At 74.0% G+C, this 19,543-nt stretch carries 14 protein-coding genes; 7 read left to right on the forward strand and 7 right to left on the reverse strand.

Translation table 11 applies throughout. The features are described from left to right. Window positions 1-128: 128 nt before the first annotated feature. On the forward strand, window positions 129-4,037 hold the full coding sequence (locus tag ACWDXC_RS33400) for an nSTAND1 domain-containing NTPase (protein WP_449988670.1): 3,909 nt from the start codon (window positions 129-131) through the stop codon (window positions 4,035-4,037). Here ACWDXC_RS33400 and ACWDXC_RS33405 read toward each other — a convergent pair. The 3 genes from ACWDXC_RS33405 to ACWDXC_RS33415 all read right to left on the reverse strand — a co-directional run bounded on the left by ACWDXC_RS33405 (window position 4,034) and on the right by ACWDXC_RS33415 (window position 7,140). Beyond that, on the reverse strand, window positions 4,034-4,663 hold the full coding sequence (locus ACWDXC_RS33405; RefSeq protein ID WP_449988673.1) for a LysE family translocator: 630 nt from the start codon (window positions 4,661-4,663) through the stop codon (window positions 4,034-4,036). The genes ACWDXC_RS33400 and ACWDXC_RS33405 overlap by 4 nt on opposite strands. A 55-nt stretch (window positions 4,664-4,718) precedes the next feature. Beyond that, a complete protein-coding gene (locus ACWDXC_RS33410) occupies window positions 4,719-6,017 on the reverse strand; it encodes an MFS transporter (RefSeq protein WP_449988676.1) in 1,299 nt (432 codons plus the stop codon). Between the two features lie 211 nt (window positions 6,018-6,228). Continuing rightward, a complete protein-coding gene (locus tag ACWDXC_RS33415; RefSeq protein ID WP_449988679.1) occupies window positions 6,229-7,140 on the reverse strand; it encodes a LysR family transcriptional regulator in 912 nt (303 codons plus the stop codon). Window positions 7,141-7,268: 128 nt separating this feature from the next. On the opposite strand from ACWDXC_RS33415, the gene ACWDXC_RS33420 reads away from it, so the two are divergent. Then, window positions 7,269-9,008: an adenine deaminase C-terminal domain-containing protein gene (locus ACWDXC_RS33420; protein WP_449988682.1), complete on the forward strand. Its 1,740-nt coding sequence runs from the start codon at window positions 7,269-7,271 to the stop codon at window positions 9,006-9,008. Between the two features lie 70 nt (window positions 9,009-9,078). Beyond that, entirely contained in the window at window positions 9,079-9,756 is a 678-nt protein-coding gene (locus ACWDXC_RS33425; RefSeq protein ID WP_219509055.1) for a YczE/YyaS/YitT family protein, read from the forward strand. Here ACWDXC_RS33425 and ACWDXC_RS33430 read toward each other — a convergent pair. Next, on the reverse strand, window positions 9,711-10,706 hold the full coding sequence (locus ACWDXC_RS33430) for a hypothetical protein (RefSeq protein WP_449988685.1): 996 nt from the start codon (window positions 10,704-10,706) through the stop codon (window positions 9,711-9,713). The genes ACWDXC_RS33425 and ACWDXC_RS33430 overlap by 46 nt on opposite strands. Before the next feature lie 10 nt (window positions 10,707-10,716). Continuing rightward, window positions 10,717-11,307 carry a helix-turn-helix domain-containing protein gene (locus tag ACWDXC_RS33435; RefSeq protein ID WP_449988688.1) on the reverse strand — a complete coding sequence of 197 codons (591 nt, stop codon included), beginning with the start codon at window positions 11,305-11,307 and terminating at the stop codon, window positions 10,717-10,719. Window positions 11,308-11,431: 124 nt separating this feature from the next. On the opposite strand from ACWDXC_RS33435, the gene ACWDXC_RS33440 reads away from it, so the two are divergent. From ACWDXC_RS33440 to lgt, 3 genes are read left to right on the forward strand one after another with little or no spacing between them, the layout of a single operon-like run. Then, window positions 11,432-12,376 (forward strand): NAD(P)/FAD-dependent oxidoreductase, encoded by a 945-nt coding sequence (locus ACWDXC_RS33440; RefSeq protein ID WP_449988691.1) that lies wholly within the window; start codon window positions 11,432-11,434, stop codon window positions 12,374-12,376. Then, window positions 12,373-13,797, forward strand: a complete 1,425-nt coding sequence (locus tag ACWDXC_RS33445) for a DHA2 family efflux MFS transporter permease subunit (RefSeq protein WP_449988694.1) — start codon at window positions 12,373-12,375, stop codon at window positions 13,795-13,797. Before ACWDXC_RS33440 ends, ACWDXC_RS33445 begins: the two co-directional genes overlap by 4 nt. Window positions 13,798-13,857: 60 nt before the next feature. Next, window positions 13,858-14,682 (forward strand): prolipoprotein diacylglyceryl transferase, encoded by an 825-nt coding sequence (gene lgt, locus ACWDXC_RS33450; RefSeq protein ID WP_449988697.1) that lies wholly within the window; start codon window positions 13,858-13,860, stop codon window positions 14,680-14,682. Between the two features lie 108 nt (window positions 14,683-14,790). Here lgt and ACWDXC_RS33455 read toward each other — a convergent pair whose 3' ends face one another. Together ACWDXC_RS33455 and ACWDXC_RS33460 are read right to left on the reverse strand one after the other, a co-directional pair. Next, window positions 14,791-16,599: a cellulose binding domain-containing protein gene (locus ACWDXC_RS33455; protein ID WP_449988700.1), complete on the reverse strand. Its 1,809-nt coding sequence runs from the start codon at window positions 16,597-16,599 to the stop codon at window positions 14,791-14,793. Between the two features lie 400 nt (window positions 16,600-16,999). After that, window positions 17,000-17,896 (reverse strand): helix-turn-helix domain-containing protein, encoded by an 897-nt coding sequence (locus tag ACWDXC_RS33460; protein WP_449988703.1) that lies wholly within the window; start codon window positions 17,894-17,896, stop codon window positions 17,000-17,002. 128 nt (window positions 17,897-18,024) lie between these two features. Between ACWDXC_RS33460 and ACWDXC_RS33465 the strand changes: the two genes are divergently transcribed. Then, window positions 18,025-19,455: a serine hydrolase domain-containing protein gene (locus ACWDXC_RS33465; RefSeq protein WP_449988705.1), complete on the forward strand. Its 1,431-nt coding sequence runs from the start codon at window positions 18,025-18,027 to the stop codon at window positions 19,453-19,455. Window positions 19,456-19,543: the final 88 nt, after the last annotated feature.

A 19,543-nucleotide genomic window follows, 5' to 3' on the forward strand; every position in this document is an offset into this window, starting at 1 on the left:
CCGCCGAGTCGACGATCACGGAGTCCTGGGCGGTTGGGAAGCAGTGCGGAATTGTCCGTACAAGGCCGTACACGACGTATCGGACACCAGGCCTGTAACCCTCCGCCACCTCGCGGCGACGTACTGGTGTGCCGACCCGAGAAGGCCCCGACGCCGCCCGCGAAGCCGACACACCCGAACCCGACACGTCCGGAGCCGACACGCCCGAACCCGACACACCCGGAGCCGGCACACCCGGAGCCGACGCGCCCGATCCCGGGCGGGTGCGCGACCGGCGGGACTTCGCGCGCGAGCTCTCCCTGCTCCGCGAGCAGGCGGGCCTGACGGTCCGGCAGGTCGCGGCGAAGGCGGGCGGGCACGGCGCGCACAGCACCGTCGGCGACTGGTTCGCCGGCCGGGGGCTGCCGTCGGCGGCGTCGCGGGACCTGCTCACGCGGGTGCTGCAGGCGTGCGGGGTCACCGACGCGCGGACGCTGGAGGAGTGGCTGGGCGCCTGGCGCAGGACGCGGCGTTCGCCGGGCCGTCGCCCCGCCGGGCCGGAGCCGTACCGGGGGCTGGCGTCCTTCGGGGTCGCGGACGCCCGGTGGTTCTTCGGCCGCCGCGAGCTGACCTGCCGGCTGGTCGCCCGCGTGGGCCGGCTGCGGGAGCGGGGCGGCGGCGTGCAGGTCGTCGTGGGGCCGTCCGGGTCGGGCAAGTCGTCGCTGCTGCGCGCGGGCCTGATCGCGGCGCTGCGCGCGGGCGAGCTGCCCGGCTCCGGGGACTGGCCGGTGGCGCTGTGCGTGCCCGGCGCCCGTCCGGTCGACGAGCTGGCCGCGCGGCTGACGGCGGTCACCGGGGCCTTGGGGGGCGAAGTCGCGGCGGCGATCCGGGCGGACCCCGGGAGCTGCGCCGCGTACGGCGGGCCGCTCGTCCTGGTGGTCGACCAGTTCGAGGAGGTGTTCACTCTCTGCGCCGACGAGGAGGAGCGGCGGCTGTTCGTCGCCGCGCTGTGCGCCGCCGCCTCGGGCGGCGCGCTGGTGGTGATCGGGCTGCGGGCCGACTTCTACGCCCCGCTGCTGCGCTTCCCCGAGCTGGTCGCCGCGGTGCAGGACGGTCAGCTGGCCGTCGGCCCCATGACCGAGGCGGAGCTGCGTGAGGCGATCACCGAGCCGGCCCGCCTGGCCGGGATCGACGTCGAGGACGGGCTCGTCGAGCTCCTGGTCCGGGAGGTCGCCCCGAGGGGCGCGGACCGGGCGGCGCACGACGCCGGGGTCCTCCCGCTGCTCTCCCACGTCCTGCACGCCGCCTGGCGGCAGGGGAACGGCAGGAAGCTCACGGTCGCCGGATACCACGAGGTCGGCGGCCTCGACGGCGCCGTGGCGGCCAGCGCGGACCAGGTCTACGGCGCGCTGTCGCCGTCGGGGCGCGAGACGGCGCGCCGTCTGCTTCTCGACCTGGTGCACGTCGCCCCCGACACCGCCGACACCCGGCGCCGGGTCGCCACCGCCGAGCTGCTGGCCAGGCACGGCGGTGACCGGCCGGACGAGGCGGAGGACGTGCTCGACCGGTTCATCGCCCAGCGGCTCGTCACCGCGAGCGCCGACAGCGTCGAGATCAGCCACGAGGCCCTGCTCACGGCCTGGCCGTCGCTGCGGGAATGGCTCGGCACCGACCGGGCGGGGCTGGTCGCCGGGCGCGAGCTGGCCGCCACCGCCGCCGCGTGGCAGCGCGACCGGCGCGACCCCGACGCCCTCTACCGCGGGGCGCGCCTGCTGGCGGCCCAGGAGTGGGCCGCGGGGCGGGGCCTGACGCCGCAGGTGCGGGCCTTCCTCGACGCCAGCACCCGGCACGCGCGCCGCCGCGCCCGGCGCATGCGCCAGGTGATCGTGGCGCTGGCCGTCCTGCTCGTCCTCGCGCTCGGCGCCTCCGGCCTCGCCTTCCAGGCGCAGCGCACGGCCACCCAGCAGCGGGACGAGGCGCTGTCGCTGAAGCTGAGCGCCGAGACCGGGGCTCTGCGCGCCACCGATCCGGCGCTGGCCGCCCAGCTCAGCCTGGCCGCCTACCGCCTCGTCCCCGGCCCGGAGGCGCGCGGCAGCCTGCTCAGCGCCCTGGCCGGCCCGTACGCGACCCGGCTGGCGGGCCACACGAACGCGGTCTACGCCACGGCGTTCAGCCCGGACGGGCGGCTGCTCGCCACCGGGAGCACCGACCGTACGCTGCGGCTGTGGGACCTGTCCGCCCCGCACCGCCCCGCGCTCCTGGCCACGGCCGGCTCCCGTGCCGAGGGGGTGCTGTCGGCGGCGTTCAGCCCGGACGGGCGGATGCTGGCGACCGGCGGGGAGGACGATCTCGCCCGCCTGTGGGACGTCAGCGTCCCCGGGCGTCCGCGGCAGGTGGCCACGCTGGCCGGGCACACCGGCGACGTCCGGCGGGTGGTGTTCGGCTCCGGCGGGCGCACGCTCGTCACCGCCGGCCACGACCGGCTGGTGCGGCTGTGGGACGTGACCGATCCGGGCGCCCCGGAGCTCCTGACCGCGCTGGACGGCGAGCAGGAGTCCTCACCCGCCGTGGCGCTCGCTCCCGGCGGGCGCACGCTGGCCACCGCCGGGTCGGACGGTCCGATACGCCTGTGGGATCTCGGCGACCCGCGCCGTCCCGTCCCGCTGGGCACGCTCCGCGGTCACACCGGGCCCGTCCTGACGGCGGCGTTCAGCCCGGACGGCCGCACGCTGGCCACCGGCAGCTTCGACGACACGCTGCGCCTGTGGGACGTCGCCGACCCGAGCCGCCCGAAGCCGCTCGCCACGCTGACCGAGGAGGGCGGCGGGATCGCCGCGGCGGCGTTCAGCCCGGACGGGCGCACGCTGGCCACCGGCGGCTACGACTTCGCCGTCCGGCTGTGGGACGTCGCGGACGCGCGCGACGCCGGTGACCCGATCACGCTGCGCGGGCACGCCGACACGGTCTTCGCGGTGGCCTTCAGCCCGGACGGCCGCACGCTCGCCTCCGCCGGGAGGGACGCCACGGCCCGGCTCTGGGACGTCCCCGGCCCGGCGCTCGGGGGCAACAGCGGAACGGTGTACGCGGTGGCGTTCGGCTCTGACGGCCTGCTGGCCGCGGCGAGCCATCGGACGGTGCGGCTGTGGGACACCGGCGGGCCCGTCCGGGTGGCCACGCTGCCGGGGCACGCGGACGGCGTCGTCGGGCTGGCGTTCGGGCCCGGCGGGCGGACCCTCGCCACGGCGAGCCTCGACGGGACCGTGCGGCTGTGGGACGTGTCCGGCCCGCGCCGGCCCGTCCACCTGACCACGGTGGGCGGCCATACGGACAACGTCTACTCCGTCGCGTTCGCCCCGGGCGGCACGACGCTGGCCACCGCCGGGGCCGACCGCACCGTGCGCCTGTGGGACATCGCGGACCCGCGCCGGCCTGCCGCGCTCGGCACACTGACCGCTCACGCGGACACGGTCTACTCGGTGGCGTTCGGCCCGGACGGGACGACGCTGGCCACCGCCGGGGCCGACCGCACCGTCCGCCTGTGGGACGTCGCCGACCCGCGCCGGCCTGCCGCCCTGGCCACGCTCGGCGGTCACGCCAACGCCGTCAACGACGTGACGTTCGGCGGCCGGAACCTGCTGGCGTCCGCCGGCTTCGACGGCACGGCCCGGCTGTGGGACGTCGCCGACCCGCGCCGGCCGAAGCCGCTCGCCACGCTGACCGGGCACTCCAACGCCGTCGCGGACGTCGCGTTCGCCCCGGCCGGCCGGACGCTCGCCACGGCGAGCTTCGACGGCACGGTGCGGCTGTGGCAGCTCGACGACCCGCGCCGCCCCGGCGTCCCGGCCGTGCTGAGCGGCCACACCGACCGGATCTACACGGTGGCGTACGGCCCGGACGGCCTGCTCGCCTCGGGCGGCGCCGACGCCGCGGCGCGGCTGTGGGGCACCGACGCCGGGCGGGTTGCCGCCCGGGTGTGCGAGCGCGCGCACCCGGCGATCACCCGGGCGCAGTGGGAGCGGCACATCCCCGGCGTGCCCCACCGGCCGCCGTGCGGCTAGCGCTGGGCCGCGAGGGTGACGCCCAGGCCGATGAACAGGGTGCCGGTCGCCGCGTCGAGGCGGCGGCGCACCGCCTGCCGGGCGCGCAGCCAGCCGCCGATCCGCCCGGCCAGCACGCCGACCGTCGCGTCGGCCAGGAACTCCAGGATGATCAGGATCGCGCCGAGGATGGCGAACTGCAGCCAGACCGGCCCCGCCCCCGGGTCGATGAACTGCGGCAGGAAGGCCACCATGAACGTGAACGTCTGCGGGTTGGCCGCCGACGACACCACGCCGTTCAGGAAGGCGCTCCGGCCGGTCATCCCGGCGCCGGGCGCGTCGTCGGCGTAGCCCTTCCTGAGGGTGCGGAACATCTGGACGCCGAGGTGGATCAGGTACGCGGCCCCGGCCAGCCGCAGCACCGTGAACACGACGGGGAACGCCGTCAGCAGCACGGAGAGCCCGGCCGCCGCGGCGACGACGTACAGGGCGTCACCCGTGATCACTCCGAGCGTGGCGAGCAGCCCGGCGCGGGCGCCGCCCCGCACGCCGCAGCCCAGCACGAACAGCATGTCGGGACCCGGGGTGATCAGAGCGACGACGGTGGTCACCGTGAACATGGCGAGCAGGTGGGAATCGATCGGCATTCCGATCATCTTGCCACTCGCCGCCGTCCCGATCGAGCGCGGTCGCCGCCGTGCGTCAGGGCGCCGACGGCCGGGTCAGGCCCAGGTCGGCGCCCTTCGGCTCCTTGACCGCCGTGACGGCGACGAGGGAGACGACGCAGAGCGCCATGATGTACGCGCCGACGGACATCGTGGTGCCCGTGCTCTGCACCAGGGCCTGGGCGATGGTGGGCGCGAAGGCCCCGCCGAGGATCGCGCCGAGCGCGTAGCCGATCGCGACGCCGGAGTAGCGGACGGAGACGGGGAACATCTCGGCGTACATGGCCGACATGGGCCCGTACGACAGGCCGAGGCCGAGGGTCAGGACGAGGATCGCGGTGGCGAAGAGCCAGATGTTGCGGGTCTCCATGAGCAGGAAGAGCGGGATCATCCAGACGAAGACGAGCGCGTACCCGATCTGGAAGGTGCGCACGCGGCCGATCCGGTCGGACAGCGCCCCGGCGTACAGCGTGAAGCCGAGCCAGCCCACGGAACCGGCGACGGTGGCGAGCAGGACGGACGGCCGGGACAGGCCCAGCGTGGTGGTGCCGTAGCTGATGAAGTAGGCGATGAGGAGGTATCCGGCGGCGTTGTTGGCCACGAAGATCAGCGCGGTGAGGACCACGTTCCTGCTGTTGTGGCGGAACAGGTCGCGCAGCGGCGCGGAGGAGGTCCTGGTGCGCTGCTGGAGCTCCTGGAAGACGGGGCTCTCCTCGACGGCCCGGCGGACCAGGTAGCCGATGACGATCAGCGTGAGGGAGAGCAGGAACGGCACCCGCCAGCCCCACGCCTGGAACTGCTCCGGCGTCGTCACCGTGCTCATGACCCACAGCACGCCGGTCGCGAGTATGAGCCCGATCGGCACGCCGACCTGCGGGAAGGCGCCCCACCAGCCGCGGCGCTCGCGCGGCGCGTGCTCCACCGACAGCAGGGCGGCGCCGCCCCACTCGCCGCCCGCGGAGAAGCCCTGGAGGATGCGCAGCAGGATGAGGGCGATGGGCGCGGCCACGCCGATGTCGGCGTAGGTGGGCAGCAGGCCGATGAGGGTGGTGGCCCCGCCCATGATGAGCAGCGTCAGCACGAGCATGCGCTTGCGGCCCAGCCGGTCGCCGTACCGGCCCGCGATGATCGCGCCGAGCGGCCGGAACAGGAAGCTGATGCCGATCGTGGCCAGCGAGATGAGCGTGGCCAGGCCGGGAGCCTGCTCGTTCACCGGGGCCAGGAACAGCGGGCCGAACACCAGGCCGGCGGCCTGGGCGTAGATGAAGAAGTCGTACCACTCGATGGTGGTGCCGGCCAGGGTGCTGGCGAGGACCTTGCGGTCCTCGCGTGTCATGGGGCGTGGCTCGCTCGTCACGTCGGGGCTCCGTTCCTTGCTTCGGGGGGTCTGGTGGCACGTTCCAACGGGCTGGGAACGGCCACGGCGGGCGGCACGAGGCGGCACAGGCGGCACTGGGCGGCACTCGGCATGCGTTTCCCGACCGTAGCCGACGAACGGGCGGGCGGGCAGCCCCCATGCCCGCGTCGGCGCGTCGTGCCCGGCCGGGTCAGCCCGCCGAGGAGACGACCGACTCCAGGGTCGCCACGATCTCCTCCGCGAACAGCAGCGCCGCCGGGCCGTGGCCGTGCTTCCCGCGCCGGACGAGGGAGAGGATGTTGTTGCTGAAGGCGCGGTCCCGGACCGGCCGGTAGGCCAGGCTGCCGTTCTGCTGCTCCTCGGCGATGTCGAACCGGCTGAGGAACGCGACGGCCGCCCCCGAGGCGGCGAGCCGTTTCATCGTCTCGATCGAGTTCGTGTGGAAGGCGGGCTCGATCCTGAGCCCGGCCTCGGCGAAGGTGTCGGCGATGATGCCGTGGATGAGCATCGACCGGTCCGCGAAGACGAGCGGGTGGTCCGCGCAGTCGGCCAGCGGGATCGACTCGCGGCGGGCGAGCGGGTGCTGCGGCGCGACGACCGCGCCGAGCCGGGTGTCGAGCTGCCAGCAGGTCTCCAGCTGCGGGGAGGCGGGGATGTTGAAGCCGAGCGCGAGGTCGGCCTCGCTGTCCACCATGGCGCGCAGGATGTCGTGGGTGGACAGCGCCCGGATCGAGATGCGCACGGCGGGATGGCGGGCGTAGAAGCTGACGGTCGCGGCGGAGACGATGCCGCTGGCCAGGCCGGTCATCGTGGCGATCACCACGTCGCCGCTCGGGAGCGCGTGCAGGTCGCGGATCTCGGTCACGGCCTCGCGGTACTCCTGCATGGTCCGCCGCACGTGCGCCAGCAGGACCTCGCCGGCGGGGGTGAGCCGCATGCCGCGCGGCAGCCGCTCGAACAGCGTCTCGCCGAGCTCCTGTTCGAGGACCAGGATCTGCCGGTTGATCGCCGACGGGGCGATGTGGAGCCTCGCCGCGGCCGCCCGGATGGAGCCGTGCCGCGCGACCTCGTCGAGGTACTGCAGCAGGCGTGAATGGAGCATGGGGCCTCCTCGTCCCGACTGTACGCAAAAAGCGTACAGTCCGTGCGAAAACGGCTGCTTGTCAGCAACGGTGGCGTGCCCTTTCATGTCCTCAACGCGACAAGAGCGGCGATGAAGTGAGGAAACGCATGCCCCACGACAAGACGGCCGACCTGCCGGCCCACTACGACCACGTCCGGATGATCTTCGACATTCTGCGGGGCGAGCGGGAGGCGGATCTGCTGCTGCGCGACCTCAACGTCCTGGACGTGCACGGCGAGGCCGTCCACCAGGGCTCGATCCTCGTCCACGACCAGCGCATCATCGCGCTCGACCCGGACGAGTCGGTCGTGCGGGTGCGGGAGGTCTTCGACGGCCAGGGCCTGTACGCGATCCCCGGCCTGATCGACGCGCACCTCCACTTCGACGCCCAGCTCGCCCACCCGGCGGCGTTCGGCGAGGCGATCGTGCCCAGCGGCACCACGACGATCTTCGCCGAGACGCTGGACTTCGCCAGCGCCGCCGGCGACGAGGCGATCGAGGCCGCCCAGGCCCTGTTCAAGGACCACGAGAAGCTGCCTTACCGGATCTACGCCTTCGCGCCGGGCAAGAAGACGTCGGTCGACGTCACCGCCGCCATGCTGCGGATGGACCCGGTGATCGGCCTGGGCGAGCTGGCCCACCTGTCGTACATGACGGGCAACGACGACGACTTCCGCAAGGCCGCGCTGGGCCGCGCCAACGGCGGCTTCGTCAACGCCCACTGGGGGGTGACGGCGCTGCCGGACATGCTGCTCAACTACCTGCCCGCGATCGGCGCCCACAACAACCACGACGTCTGGAACGAGGAGGACATCGACAAGAGCGTCCGGTACGGGTTCCACACGCAGATCAAGTTCGGCGTGGGCAGCCCCGAGGTGATCAGGACGATGCTGCGCGCCATCGTCAGGCGCCGCTGGCCCGCCGAGAACTTCCAGCTCTGCGCGGACAACATCTCCGTGGACCGCGTCCTGACCAAGGGCCACATCGACTGGGTGATCTCCCTGGCCGTCGAGATGGGCGTCCCGCCGATCCAGGCGATCAAGATGGGCACCCTGTACGCCGCCCGCTCCTTCGGGATGGACCACGAGTTCGGCTCGCTGGCCCCCGGCCGCTTCGCCGACATCGTGCTGACCGACAGCCTGTCGAAGATCAACCCGAGGTACGTGTTCAAGGGCGGCGAGCTGGTGGCCCAGGACCGCAAGCTCCTCAGGCGGGCCGGCCTCGACTACTCCGGCATGGTGAAGCAGCCCAGGCCCGGCCTCACCGGCCTGACCCCTGACCGGCTCGACCTCACGCCGATCGAGGTCTCCGCCGACGGCGAGCGGGCCAAGGTCCTGCTCTTCGACGTCTACGGGCGCGGCCACCTCAAGTTCGCCCAGGAGGTGTGGGTCCCGTTCCGGGACGGCGCGGTCGTCCCCGAGGTGGACGGCGTCCGGCTGAACCGGATCTCGGTCGTGCAGCGCTACGCCGACGGGGCGCGCCACATCGTCAACGGCCTGTTCAAGGGCGTCTCGATCGAGCGCGGCGCCGTCTCCACGTTCTGGCCGGCCCCCTTCCCGTACTTCGTGGTCGTCGGCGCCGACAGCGGCGAGATGTGCGCCAACCTCGAACGGCTCGACGCCTACGTCGGCGGCTGCGTCGTCACCGAGGACGGGCAGGTGCGGGCCTCGCTGCCGCTGGACATCTACGGTGTCATGGCCGACATGAACCTGCCCGAGCTGGTGGACGCCACCCGCTCGATCGACGCCGCCCTGGAGAAGCTGGGCCACCGCAACGAGGGCGAGCCGGTCGTCAACAAGCTCCTGACCCTGTTCATCTCGCTGGACCGCTTCGGCTTCATGGTCTGACGACAGCGTTTCCGTATCCGACCGAGTGTCAGCGGGTGCCGGTCACCTGACACGTAGCCGAGGAGAGACTGTGCTACAGAACGAACACGATGCCGGGGTCGCTGACACCGGAAGCCTGGTGCGGCGCTGGATCACCTACGCCGCCGGGATCTACGTGCTGACGCTCGGCGTCAGCCTGGCCATCAGGGCGGGCATCGGCATCTCGCCGCAGAGCAGCCTCACCCGCACGATGACCCTGGTGCTGCCGCCGATCAGCCAGGGCACGTTCAACTTCCTGCTCGAACTCGTCATGCTCGGGCTGACGTACCTGGTCATGCCGAAGGACTTCAAGGCCAGGAGCTTCCTGTCGCTGATCCCGGCCCTGGCCCTGGCCTCGTTCCTGGACCTGAACCTGATGCTGACGGACTGGATCGTGGTCGAGCCGTACGCCGGCCGGTTCGCGCTCCTGGTGTTCGCGGACGCGACGCTCGCATTCGGCCTGTTCCTGATGATCCGCGCCAACCTGGTGCTCATGCCGATCGACATGTTCGTCAACACGATCTTCAAGCGGACGGGCTGGAAGTGGGGCAACATCAAGACGGCCTTCGACTGCACGCTGCTGGTCACCTCGGCGGCGATCGGGCTGATCTTCCTCGGGGCGCCGCACTTCATCCGCGAGGGCACCATCATCAACGGCATCCTCGTCGGGCAGTACATCCGGCTCTACTTCTTCCTGTTCGCCCGGTTCTCCCGTAACAGGGAACGGTAGCGGTGCGCCACCTCGTGGAAGGCCGCCTTGGGCGTCCAGGCGGGGTCGTCGCCGTCCGCCACCTTCACGATGCCGAACCCGGCCTTGTCCAGGTCGAGCCTCGGGTCGTCGCGGTGCGGGAAGCCCCGCATGGCGAAGGTGAACACGAAGCACCCGTGCACGCCGGCGTCGTCGTACAGGCCGATCAGCTCGCCGAGGTAGGCCGCCTGCGTGCGCTCGTCGCGTGGGTGGTCGCCCCGGATCTCGGGCTGCTCGGCGAACCAGCGGACGATGCGGAACGAGGCCGCCCCGCGCAGGTCGGCCCCGGTGAACGCGCCACAGCCGAACTCGGTGACGACCACCGGCCGGGCCTGGTCGCGCACCAGTGACCGCAGGCGCCGTTCGTAGCCCGCGTGGTCGTCGCCCGAGCGGTAGAGGCTGACCCCGGCCACGTCGAAGCGGGACCAGTCGACCTGCTCCCAGGCGGCGGCCGCGTAGCTCAGCGGGCCGTGGAAGACCTGCCGCGCGCACCGCGCCGCCCGGTCCAGGAAGGCGTCCAGCTTCCGGGTGATGCGGCGGCGCAGCAGGCGGCGGGCCCGCAGGATCGCCAGCAGCCGCAGGTAGGACCAGGGCAGCGGCACGATCCCCGGGGCGGTGTGGGAGAACTCGCTGCCCACCAGCAGGGTCACCCGATCGGGATGCGCGGCGCGCAGGCGTTCGGCCGCCGTGGCCACCCGTTCCAGGTGCGCCAGCACCTCGGGCCGGGGACGGTCGCGCAGATGCGGCCGGACCCAGATCTCCAGACCGGCGTCCAGCGCCTGTCCGGCGGCGCGGATCAGGCGCTCCTCGTCGGTGCCGATCAGCATCACCGCCGTGCAGTGCAGCTCCTCGCGGATCACCCGCAGGTCCCGCCCGACCTCGCCGGGGGGCGCGTCGTCCACCAGGTACGACACGCCGCGAACGGTCAGCACCGGATCCTCCTCACGCGGGGACGTCGTCCCGCCGGTCGCCGCCCTCGCGGTGGTGGCCGCGCTGGGCGTCACGGTCGAAGATGCCCAGGATCTCGCACGGTCCGCCCTCGGCGCCGATGGCGTGCGGCGTCATCGTGGGGAACTCGGCGGCCTGGTTGGCCTCCAGGCGCAGGCGGCGGTGGCCCAGCATGAGGACGGCCGTGCCGGACAGGACGACCAGCCATTCGCGGCCCGGGTGGGCGCGCATGCGGGCCGGGCTGGCGGGCGGCGGCTCGGTGATGCGCCGGCGCATCACGGTCATGCCGGGGTCGCCCTTGACGGGCCAGCGCATCAGGCCGTGGGCGGCGTCGATCGTCGGGCTGGTGACGACGTCGTCGGCGGCGGTCTCGACGAGCTGGTCGAGGGAGGTGTCCAGGGCGCGGGCGAGGGTGACGAGCTGGTCCAGCGCGAGGCGGCGGCGGCCGTTCTCGATGCGGCTCAGCGAGGACTGGCTCATCCGGGCGCGGGTGGCCAGCTCCTCCAGGGACCAGCCCTGCGCGACCCGCAGCGCGCGGATGCGGGTGCGCACCAGGTGGTCGAGATCCTCGTCCTCTTGCGTCATGGGCAACAGCTTATGCCTGGGGTGCAAGGCCGCCGGGTCCCATTCCTCCGGGCGCTTGACTTCATGTTGACATTAACTTGCACACTTGCCTCACGCCAAGCGATCACTGCTAGGGAGGCAAGAGATGTTCGACGTCGTCATCGTCGGCGGGGGCCCGGCCGGGATGTCCGCAGCGCTGGCCCTGGGGCGGGTGCACCGATCGGCGCTGCTGCTCGACGCCGGGGAGGGCCGCAACGCCGCCGCCCCGAACGTGCACAACTTCCTGACCCGGGACGGCACGCCGCCCGGCGAGCTGCGCAAGCTGGGCCGCGAGGAGCTGGCCGCTTACCCGTCGGTGCGGGCCAGGACCGGGACGGTCGCCGAGGTCGGCGCGCGGGACGGCGAGGGGTTCCGGCTGGAGCTGTCCGGCGGCGACACGGTGGAGGGGCGGCGGCTGCTGCTGGCGACCGGGCTGGCCGACGAGCTTCCCGGCCCGCCCGGCGTGCGGGAGCTGTGGGGGCGCTCCGCCTTCCACTGCCCCTACTGTCACGGCTACGAGTGCACCGGCAGGCGGGTCGCCGTGCTCGGCGCCGACCCGTCCCGCGTCCGGCTGGCGCTGCAGCTCAGCCGCTTCGCCGCCGGCGTCGTCCTGTGCGCCGACGGCCGGCCGCTCGACCCGCGGGCGCGGGCCACGCTGGAAGGGCACGGCGTCGGCGTCCGCGAGGAGGCCGTCACCCGCCTGGAGGGCGACGGCGGGCGGCTGGAGCGGATCACGTTCGCCTCCGGGCCGCCGGTGGAGCGGGACGCGGTGTTCGTCGTCAACGTGCCGCGCCAGCGCTCCGGCCTGGCCGCCCGCCTGGGCTGCGCGGCCTTCGCCGACGGGTGCGTGGAGGTGAACGAGTTCGGGCAGACCAGCGTGCCCGGCGTGTACGCCGCGGGCGACATGGCCCGCCGGGCCGGCGTGCCGGTGCCCATGGCCGCGGTGATCGCCGCCGCGGCAAGCGGCACCGTGGCCGCGGCGGTGCTCGACCAGGACCTGCTGAGCGCCGACTTCGGGCTGCCGAACCCGTTCGCGGGGGCCGGGCGATGACGCGCGCGGACGTCGCCCCGGCGGTGACGCGCGGCGGCAACGTGCCGCTCGCCACCGCCGGGCTGCTCATCGGCATGCTGCTGTCGATCCTGGACCAGACCGTGGTGGCGGTCGCGCTGCCCGACATCGCGGCCGACCTGGGCGGCCTGGACGCGATCGGCTGGATCGTCACCGCGTACGTGCTGACCTCGACCGCGACGGGCGCGCTGTACGGGCGGCTCAGCGACCGGTTCGGCCGCCGCGCGGTGTTCGTGACCGGGGTCGCGATCTTCGTCACGGGGTCGGCGCTGTGCGGGCTGGCGCGGACGATGCCCGAGCTGATCGCCGCCAGGACGTTCCAGGGCGTCGGGGCGGGGGCGCTGTTCGTGCTGCCGACGATCGCGCTGTCGGAGCTGTACCCGGCCCGGCTGCGCAGCCGGGTCCAGGGCTTCACCGGCGGCGTCTTCGCGCTGGCCAGCGTGGGCGGCCCGCTCGCGGGCGGCGCTATCACGGACGCGTGGGGCTGGCGGTGGATCTTCTACGTCAACCTGCCGCTCGGCCTGCTCGCCGTCGCGCTGGCCGCGTTCGCGCTGCGGCTGCCCAGGATCGGCGGGAACGGCCGCGTCGACCTGGCCGGGGCCGTGCTGGTCGCCGGCGCGATGGTGAGCCTGCTGCTGGTGGCCGAGTGGGGCGGCCGCGCGTACGCGTGGGACTCCGGCGTGATCCTCGCGCTGGCGGCGGCCGTGGTGGCGCTGGGCGCGCTGTTCGTGTGGCGGGAGCGTCGCGCGGCCGACCCGCTGCTGCCGCCCCGGCTGTTCGCCGATCCTGTGCTGCGGGTCGCGCTGCCCGCGACCGCGCTGCTCGGCGCGCTGCTCGGCGGCTCGACCGTCTACCTGCCGACGTACCTGCAGGCCGCGTACGGGATGGGCGCGACGCAGGCGGGGCTGGCGCTGAACCCGTACGTGCTGACGTTCATGGCGGTCTCCTCGCTGGCCGGGGCCCGGATCGGGGCGAGCGGCCGGTTCCGGCCGTATCTGCTCGCCGGCGCGCTGATCGCGGCGGCGGGGTTCGGGCTGCTGAGCCTGCTCGGGCCCGGCACTCCGTACGTGCTGCTGGCCGTGGTCCTCGGCGTGCTGGGCGTCGGCTTCGGGCTGCTGATGCAGAACCTCGTGGTCGTCGCGCAGAACGCGGCCGCTCCGGCGGACCTGGCCGCGACCACGTCGGCCGTGGTGTCGGTCCGCGGGCTGGGGTTGTCGCTGGGCGTGTCCGTCTTCGGCAGCGTCCTGGCCCGCGAGCTCCAGGGGCGGCCCCCTGGTCCGTCGGCGACCGCCGCCGCCGTCCCGGAGGTGCTGTTCTGGGGTGCGCCGGCCGCCCTCGTCCTGGTGGCGCTGCTCGCGCTGCTGCCGCGCACCGTGAACCGCGCGTCAAGCGGGCCTGCCTGAGGCGGCCCCGCGTGTGACAGCCCCGCGTCTGACAGCCCCGCGTGGGCTAGCCTCACCCGCATGGCCCTCGCCTCGATCCCCAGTCCTCCCGAAGCGGTCTGGCATCTCGGATTCCTCCCGATCCGGGCGTACGCGCTGTGCTTCATCGTCGCGATCGCGTTCGGCATCTGGCTGAGCGAGCGGCGCTGGCGCGCCCGGGGCGGCGAGAAGGGCGTCATCGGCGACATCGCGTTCCCCGGGGTGATCTTCGGCCTGGTCGGCGCGCGCCTCTACCACGTCATCACCGACTGGCAGACGTACTTCGGCGAGCGCGCGATCAAGGAGCCCTACCAGGCGCTGTTCATCTGGGAGGGCGGGCTCAGCATCTGGGGCGCGGTCGCGCTGGGCGGCGTGGGCGTGTGGCTGGCCTGCCGCCGCCGGGGGCTGTCCCTCGGCGAGGTGGCCGACACGGTCGCGCCCGGCACCGCGTTCGGGCAGGCGATCGCGCGCTGGGGCAACTGGTTCAACCAGGAGCTGTACGGCTCGCCGACCACGCTGCCGTGGGGCCTGGAGATCGATCGGGCACACGGCGGCGAGCCCGGCGTGCTCTACCACCCGACGTTCCTGTACGAGTCGCTGTGGAGCCTGGCGCTCGGCTTCGCCCTCCTCTACGCCGGCAGGCGGTTCGCGCCGCGCCCGGGGCGGCTGTTCGCCCTCTACGTGGCGGGTTACACGCTCGGGCGGTTCTGGATCGAGGGGCTGCGCATCGACCCGGTGGGCGGGGTCGACCACGCGGTGACGCTCCTGGGACTGCGGATCAACCAGTGGACCTCGATCGTGCTGTTCGCCGGCGCGCTCGTCTACCTGTGGGCGACCCGTGACAGGGCCGCCGCCAAGACGGCCTGAGCCTCCGGCGGCCCGGGAGCGCCCTCACCCTTTCAGCCCGGCGTGGGCCCCGTGAAGTGGGGTGCCGCGCGGAGGCGGGGGCACGCCTCCGCCTCCGCGCGGTCCGCGTCAGCTCGTGGTGCAGGGCGAGCCGTTGACGGTGAAGGCCGCCGGCGCCGGGTTGGACCCGGTGTGGCTGCCGCTGAACCCGGCCGAGACCGACGCGCCGGGCGCCACGCCACGGTTCCAGTCGAGGCTCGCCGCGGTGACGGCGGTGCCGGTCTGGGCGAAGGTGGCGTTCCAGCCGCTGATCACCTGCTGGCCGGCCGGGTAGGACCAGCCGATGGTCCAGCCGTCGACCGCGGTCTGGCCGGTGTTGGTGAAGGTCACCTCGGCGTTGAACTGGTTGTCCCACTGCGAGGTGATGCGGTAGGTCACCTTGCAGGAGCCGGCCGCCGCGTCGGGCGGGGTGGTGACGGTGACGGTGCCGGACGGGGCCGACAGGTTGCCCGCCGCGTCCCGGGCCCGGACGTAGTAGGTGTAGGTGGTGTCCGGGGCGAGGTCGCCGAGCTGGGCGACGGTGCCGGTGTAGGAGCCGACGGGCTGGCCCGCGCCGGTGTAGAGGTCGTACCCGGCGACGCCGACGTTGTCGGTGGAGGCCGTCCAGGTGAGCGTGACGCCGCGCGCGGTCAGGCCGCTCGCGACCGGGGTGCCGGGCGTGCTGGGCGCGACCGTGTCGTCCGGCGCGGGGCCGGGGGCGGCGTACAGCAGCCGGTTGGGCGAGCCCTCGCCGATGCCGGTCAGCACGTCCTTGGTGGAGCTGCTGATGATGGCCGCCTTGCTGTCGGCCATCGTGGCGGCGGGGTTCTCCTGGAGGTGGCGGGCGATCCAGCCGGTGACGTGCGGGGCGGCCATGGACGTGCCCGACCAGGCGCCCGAGGCGGTGTCGCTGGTGCTGACCGAGGAGGTGATCGCCGTGCCGGGCGCGAACACGTCCACGCACGGCCCGAAGGAGGAGAAGCTCGCCTTCTCGTCCAGGATGGTCGTCGCGCCGACCACGACCCCGCGCGGCGAGCGCGGCGCGTTGGTGCAGGCGTCGGTGTTGTAGTTGTTGGCGATGAACACGGTCTGCACGCCCGAGTCGATCAGCCCTTCGGCGGCGTCGTTGCTGGCCGTGCCGTAGCCCTGGAGGCTGAAGTTGGCCACCGAGCGCGGCGGGTGGTTGGCCGCGACCCAGTCCATCGCGGCGACCAGGTCGCTGGTCAGGCCGCTGTTGCTGCAGTTGAGCACGCGCACCGCCACCAGGTTGACGGCCTTGGCCACGCCGTACGTGGCGCCGCCGACCGTGCCCGCGACGTGCGTGCCGTGGCCGTGGCAGTCCTCGGTGGTGCCGTCGGCGACGAAGTTGGCGCCGAAGGACGCCCGCCCGCCGAACTCGGTGTGCGTGGTGCGGATGCCGCTGTCGACGATGAACGCGGTGACGCCCGCGCCGGTGGCGCTGTAGGTGTAGCTGTTGTCGAGCGGCAGGGCGCGCTGGTCGACGCGGTCGAGGCCCCAGCTCGGCGGGTTGGGCTGCACGGTGCTGCCGGTGATGACGGAGTCGCGCTCGACGTAGGCGACGGCCGCGTGCGCCCGTACCGCGGCCAGCGCCTTGCCGGGCAGGACGGCCGCGAACCCGGCCAGCGCCTTGCCGTAGCGGCGGGTGACCCGGCCGCCGTTCACCACGGTGTCACGTTCCAGCGAGGAGCGTAAGTCGCGCGAGCGTGCCTTCTCGGGCTTCATGACCACGATGTAGCGGTCCTCGGCTCCGGCCTGCGGCTCGCCCGGCGTGAGCAGCGGCGCCGGCTCCGCCGCCTGGGCGGGGACCGCGATCACCGCCAGCGGCAGCGCGAACGCCGCGCCGAGAGTGGCCAGCCTGAGCTTCCATGCCTGGGGCAATGCTTCGTCCCTTCAGAAGTGATCTTGACTTCTGGAGGCTATCCGATCTTGGTTTCCGGCCGATGGCCGCCCCTCGTGAACGGCAGCCGACATCTGGGTGTCGAACCGGGTCCGGGGTCCGGTGCCAACCTTTCGGGGGCTACGCGGCGTTCGGGGGGCTGCACGGGGCCGGGTGGATGGCCGGCGACGACTGGGTGCGGCGCAACCCGGCCACGCCGGCCGCGTTCCGCGCGCGCTCGCCCGGGCGCACCGCCTGACCGCGGAGGACCCCGGGCAGGTCGCGGCGATCCTGCCGCACTACATCCGCATCACCGAGCCGGCCGCCCCGAGGATCAGGCTGGGCGTCCGGACCTGGAGGAGCTGCGGCGGCCGGCGGACCTGGCGCGCGAGCGGAAGTGGCTCAAGACCCCGCTCGACCCGGCGGGCCTCGCCGTGCCGCCCGGGTGAGCGCGGGCGGCCGGGGCGCCGCGTGGCCCGGCCAGGCGAGGTCGTCCACGGCCAGGAACGCCTCGCCGGCCACGGTCGCGGGGGTGGCCCCGGTGTAGGCGAGGACGTCGCGGTGCAGGTGGGACTGGTCGACGTAGCCGGCGTCGGCCGCGACCAGGGCCGGGCTCTCCCCCGCGACCAGGCGGTGGGCGGCGTGGTCGAAGCGGACCAGCTTCGCCGCCTGCTTGGGCGGCAGCCCGAGCTGCGACCGGAACCGGGACCAGAGCCGCTTGCGGCTCCACCCGACCTCGGCCGCGAGCCCGTCGACCCGGGCCCGCCCGTGGCCGGCGGCGATCCGGTGCCAGGCCCAGGCGACCTCCGGGTCCACGGGCGGCCCGGCCCCGTCGCGGCGGGCGAGCAGCTCGTCCGTCAGCGCGAAGCGTTCCTGCCACGAGGCGGCCCCGCCCAGCCGCTCGCGGATGCGTGACGCCTCCGCGCCCCACAGGTCGTCCAGCGGCACGACGGCGCCGTCGAGCTCGGCCGGGGAGACGCCCAGGACCGCGCCCGCGACCACCGGGGACAGGCGCACCTGGACGCACGCGACGTTCTCCCCGCGCACCCGGACCGCGCCCGCGGCCCCGAGGCCGGGCCCGGCGACGATGCTGCCGCCCCGACCGCGCCCGGGGGCGCCGTCGAGGACGGGCGAGCCGGCGCCGAAGTCCAGGACCACCGTCACGGCCGGGTGCGGCACCATCCGGAGCGTGTCCAGGTCACGGACGCGGAACCCGGCCATGGTGACGCCGGCCACCCGGCTGGGCCGCCGCGGGCTCTCGACCCCCCACGCCGCCGGCCCGTGCATGAACGTCCGCACGCCCCCCATGCTACGGGCCGGACGCAGGCACGCCGGGCGGGCGCGGCCTCGGCGCGATCATCGCGCCCGGGTCCGGGCCCGCCCTTAAACCGGTGGGGCGGTTCCGGTGGCTTTGTTACGGTGCCGGGATGCCTTCTCACCGCGCCCTGCTGCCGCGCTCGACGCCGGCCGCCTCGGGGGTGTCGTCCCGCGCCGTCGCCGCGCTGCTGGACCGGCTCGAGGAGCGGTCCGTCGAGTGCCACTCGATCATGGTCGTCCGCCACGGTCACGTCGTCGCCGAAGGCTGGTGGGCGCCCTACTCGGCCGGGCGCCCGCACCTCCTCTACTCGGTGACCAAGTCGTTCACCTCGGTCGCCGTGGGGCTCGCGATCGCCGACGGGCTGCTCTCGCTCGACGATCGGGTGGTGGACGTGCTGCCCGACCACGTCCCGGCGGGCGTGTCGGCGCAGGCGCGCCGCCTCACCGTCCACCACCTGCTGTCCATGACGGCCGGATACCGCACGGACAGCCTCGGCGAGGCCTGGCGGCTCGAACCGGGCGACCTGGTGAAGGGCTTCCTGCGCATCCCGTTCACCGACCTCGAGGGGACCCGGCACACCTACGACAACGCGACCACGTACGTGCTGGCCCGGATGGTCGAGCGGGTCACCGGCCTCGGCCTGCCGGAGCTGCTCGACGAGCGCCTGTTCGAGCCGATGGGCGTCGATCACGCCGAGTGGGACCGGGTGGCGAGCGGCGCCGCGTTCGGCTTCCACGGCCTGCACCTGACCACCGAGGCCGTCGCCGCCTTCGCCGAGCTGCTGCTGCGCGGCGGCGTCCGGGGGGACCGGCGGCTCGTGCCCGCCGCCTGGATCGAGCTCGCCACCAGGCGGCACGCCGACCCGCTCCCGCCCGAGGACATGCCGGGGAACGCCGATTTCCTGGACGGTTACGGCTACCAGTTCTGGACGTCGCCGCACGGCTTCCACGGCGTCGGCTCCTTCGGGCAGCAGTTCGTGGTCGCCCCGTCGCACGATCTGGTGGTCGTGCTGACCGGCGCCCACCACCAGGAGCAGGGCGTGCTCGACGCGATCTGGGAGTGCCTGCTGCCCGGCCTGGACCGGGCCGACAGCGCCGGGGACGACGAGGAGCTGGCCGAGCGGCTGCGGGGGCTGTCGTTCGCGCCGGTGCCGGGGGCCGCCGAGCCGGGGCGTCCGGTCGAGGCGCGGCTCGACGCCTGCGCCGAAGGGTCGCCGCTGCCCGAGGGGATCACGGTGGCGGCCGACCCGGTGGACGGCGGGTGGCTCCTGCGGCTCGGGGCGTCCCTCGTCGTCGAGGCCGGTCACGGCGGGTGGCGGGAGAGCGCGCCGCTCGGCCGTCCCGTCGTGGCGTCCGCCGCCTGGCAGGGCGACACGTTCGTCGCCGAGCTCTACGTCATCACCACGCCGCACCGGGTCAGGCTGGTGGTGGACGCTGTCGCGCGGACGGCGGTGGCGGCGTGGAACATCGTCCCCCTGACCGGCCCTAGCCTTGAGGTGCACGTGCGATCACCGCTGATGACCCGGCCCGACGTCGCCTAGATGATTGATTCCAAGGGGTTGGGATCAGTGGTCGTAGGCGGTCAGTGAGCGGGCGATGGGCTGACCGGTCTTGTCGTTGTGCCAGATC

This window comes from Nonomuraea sp. NPDC003214 (assembly GCF_053590035.1).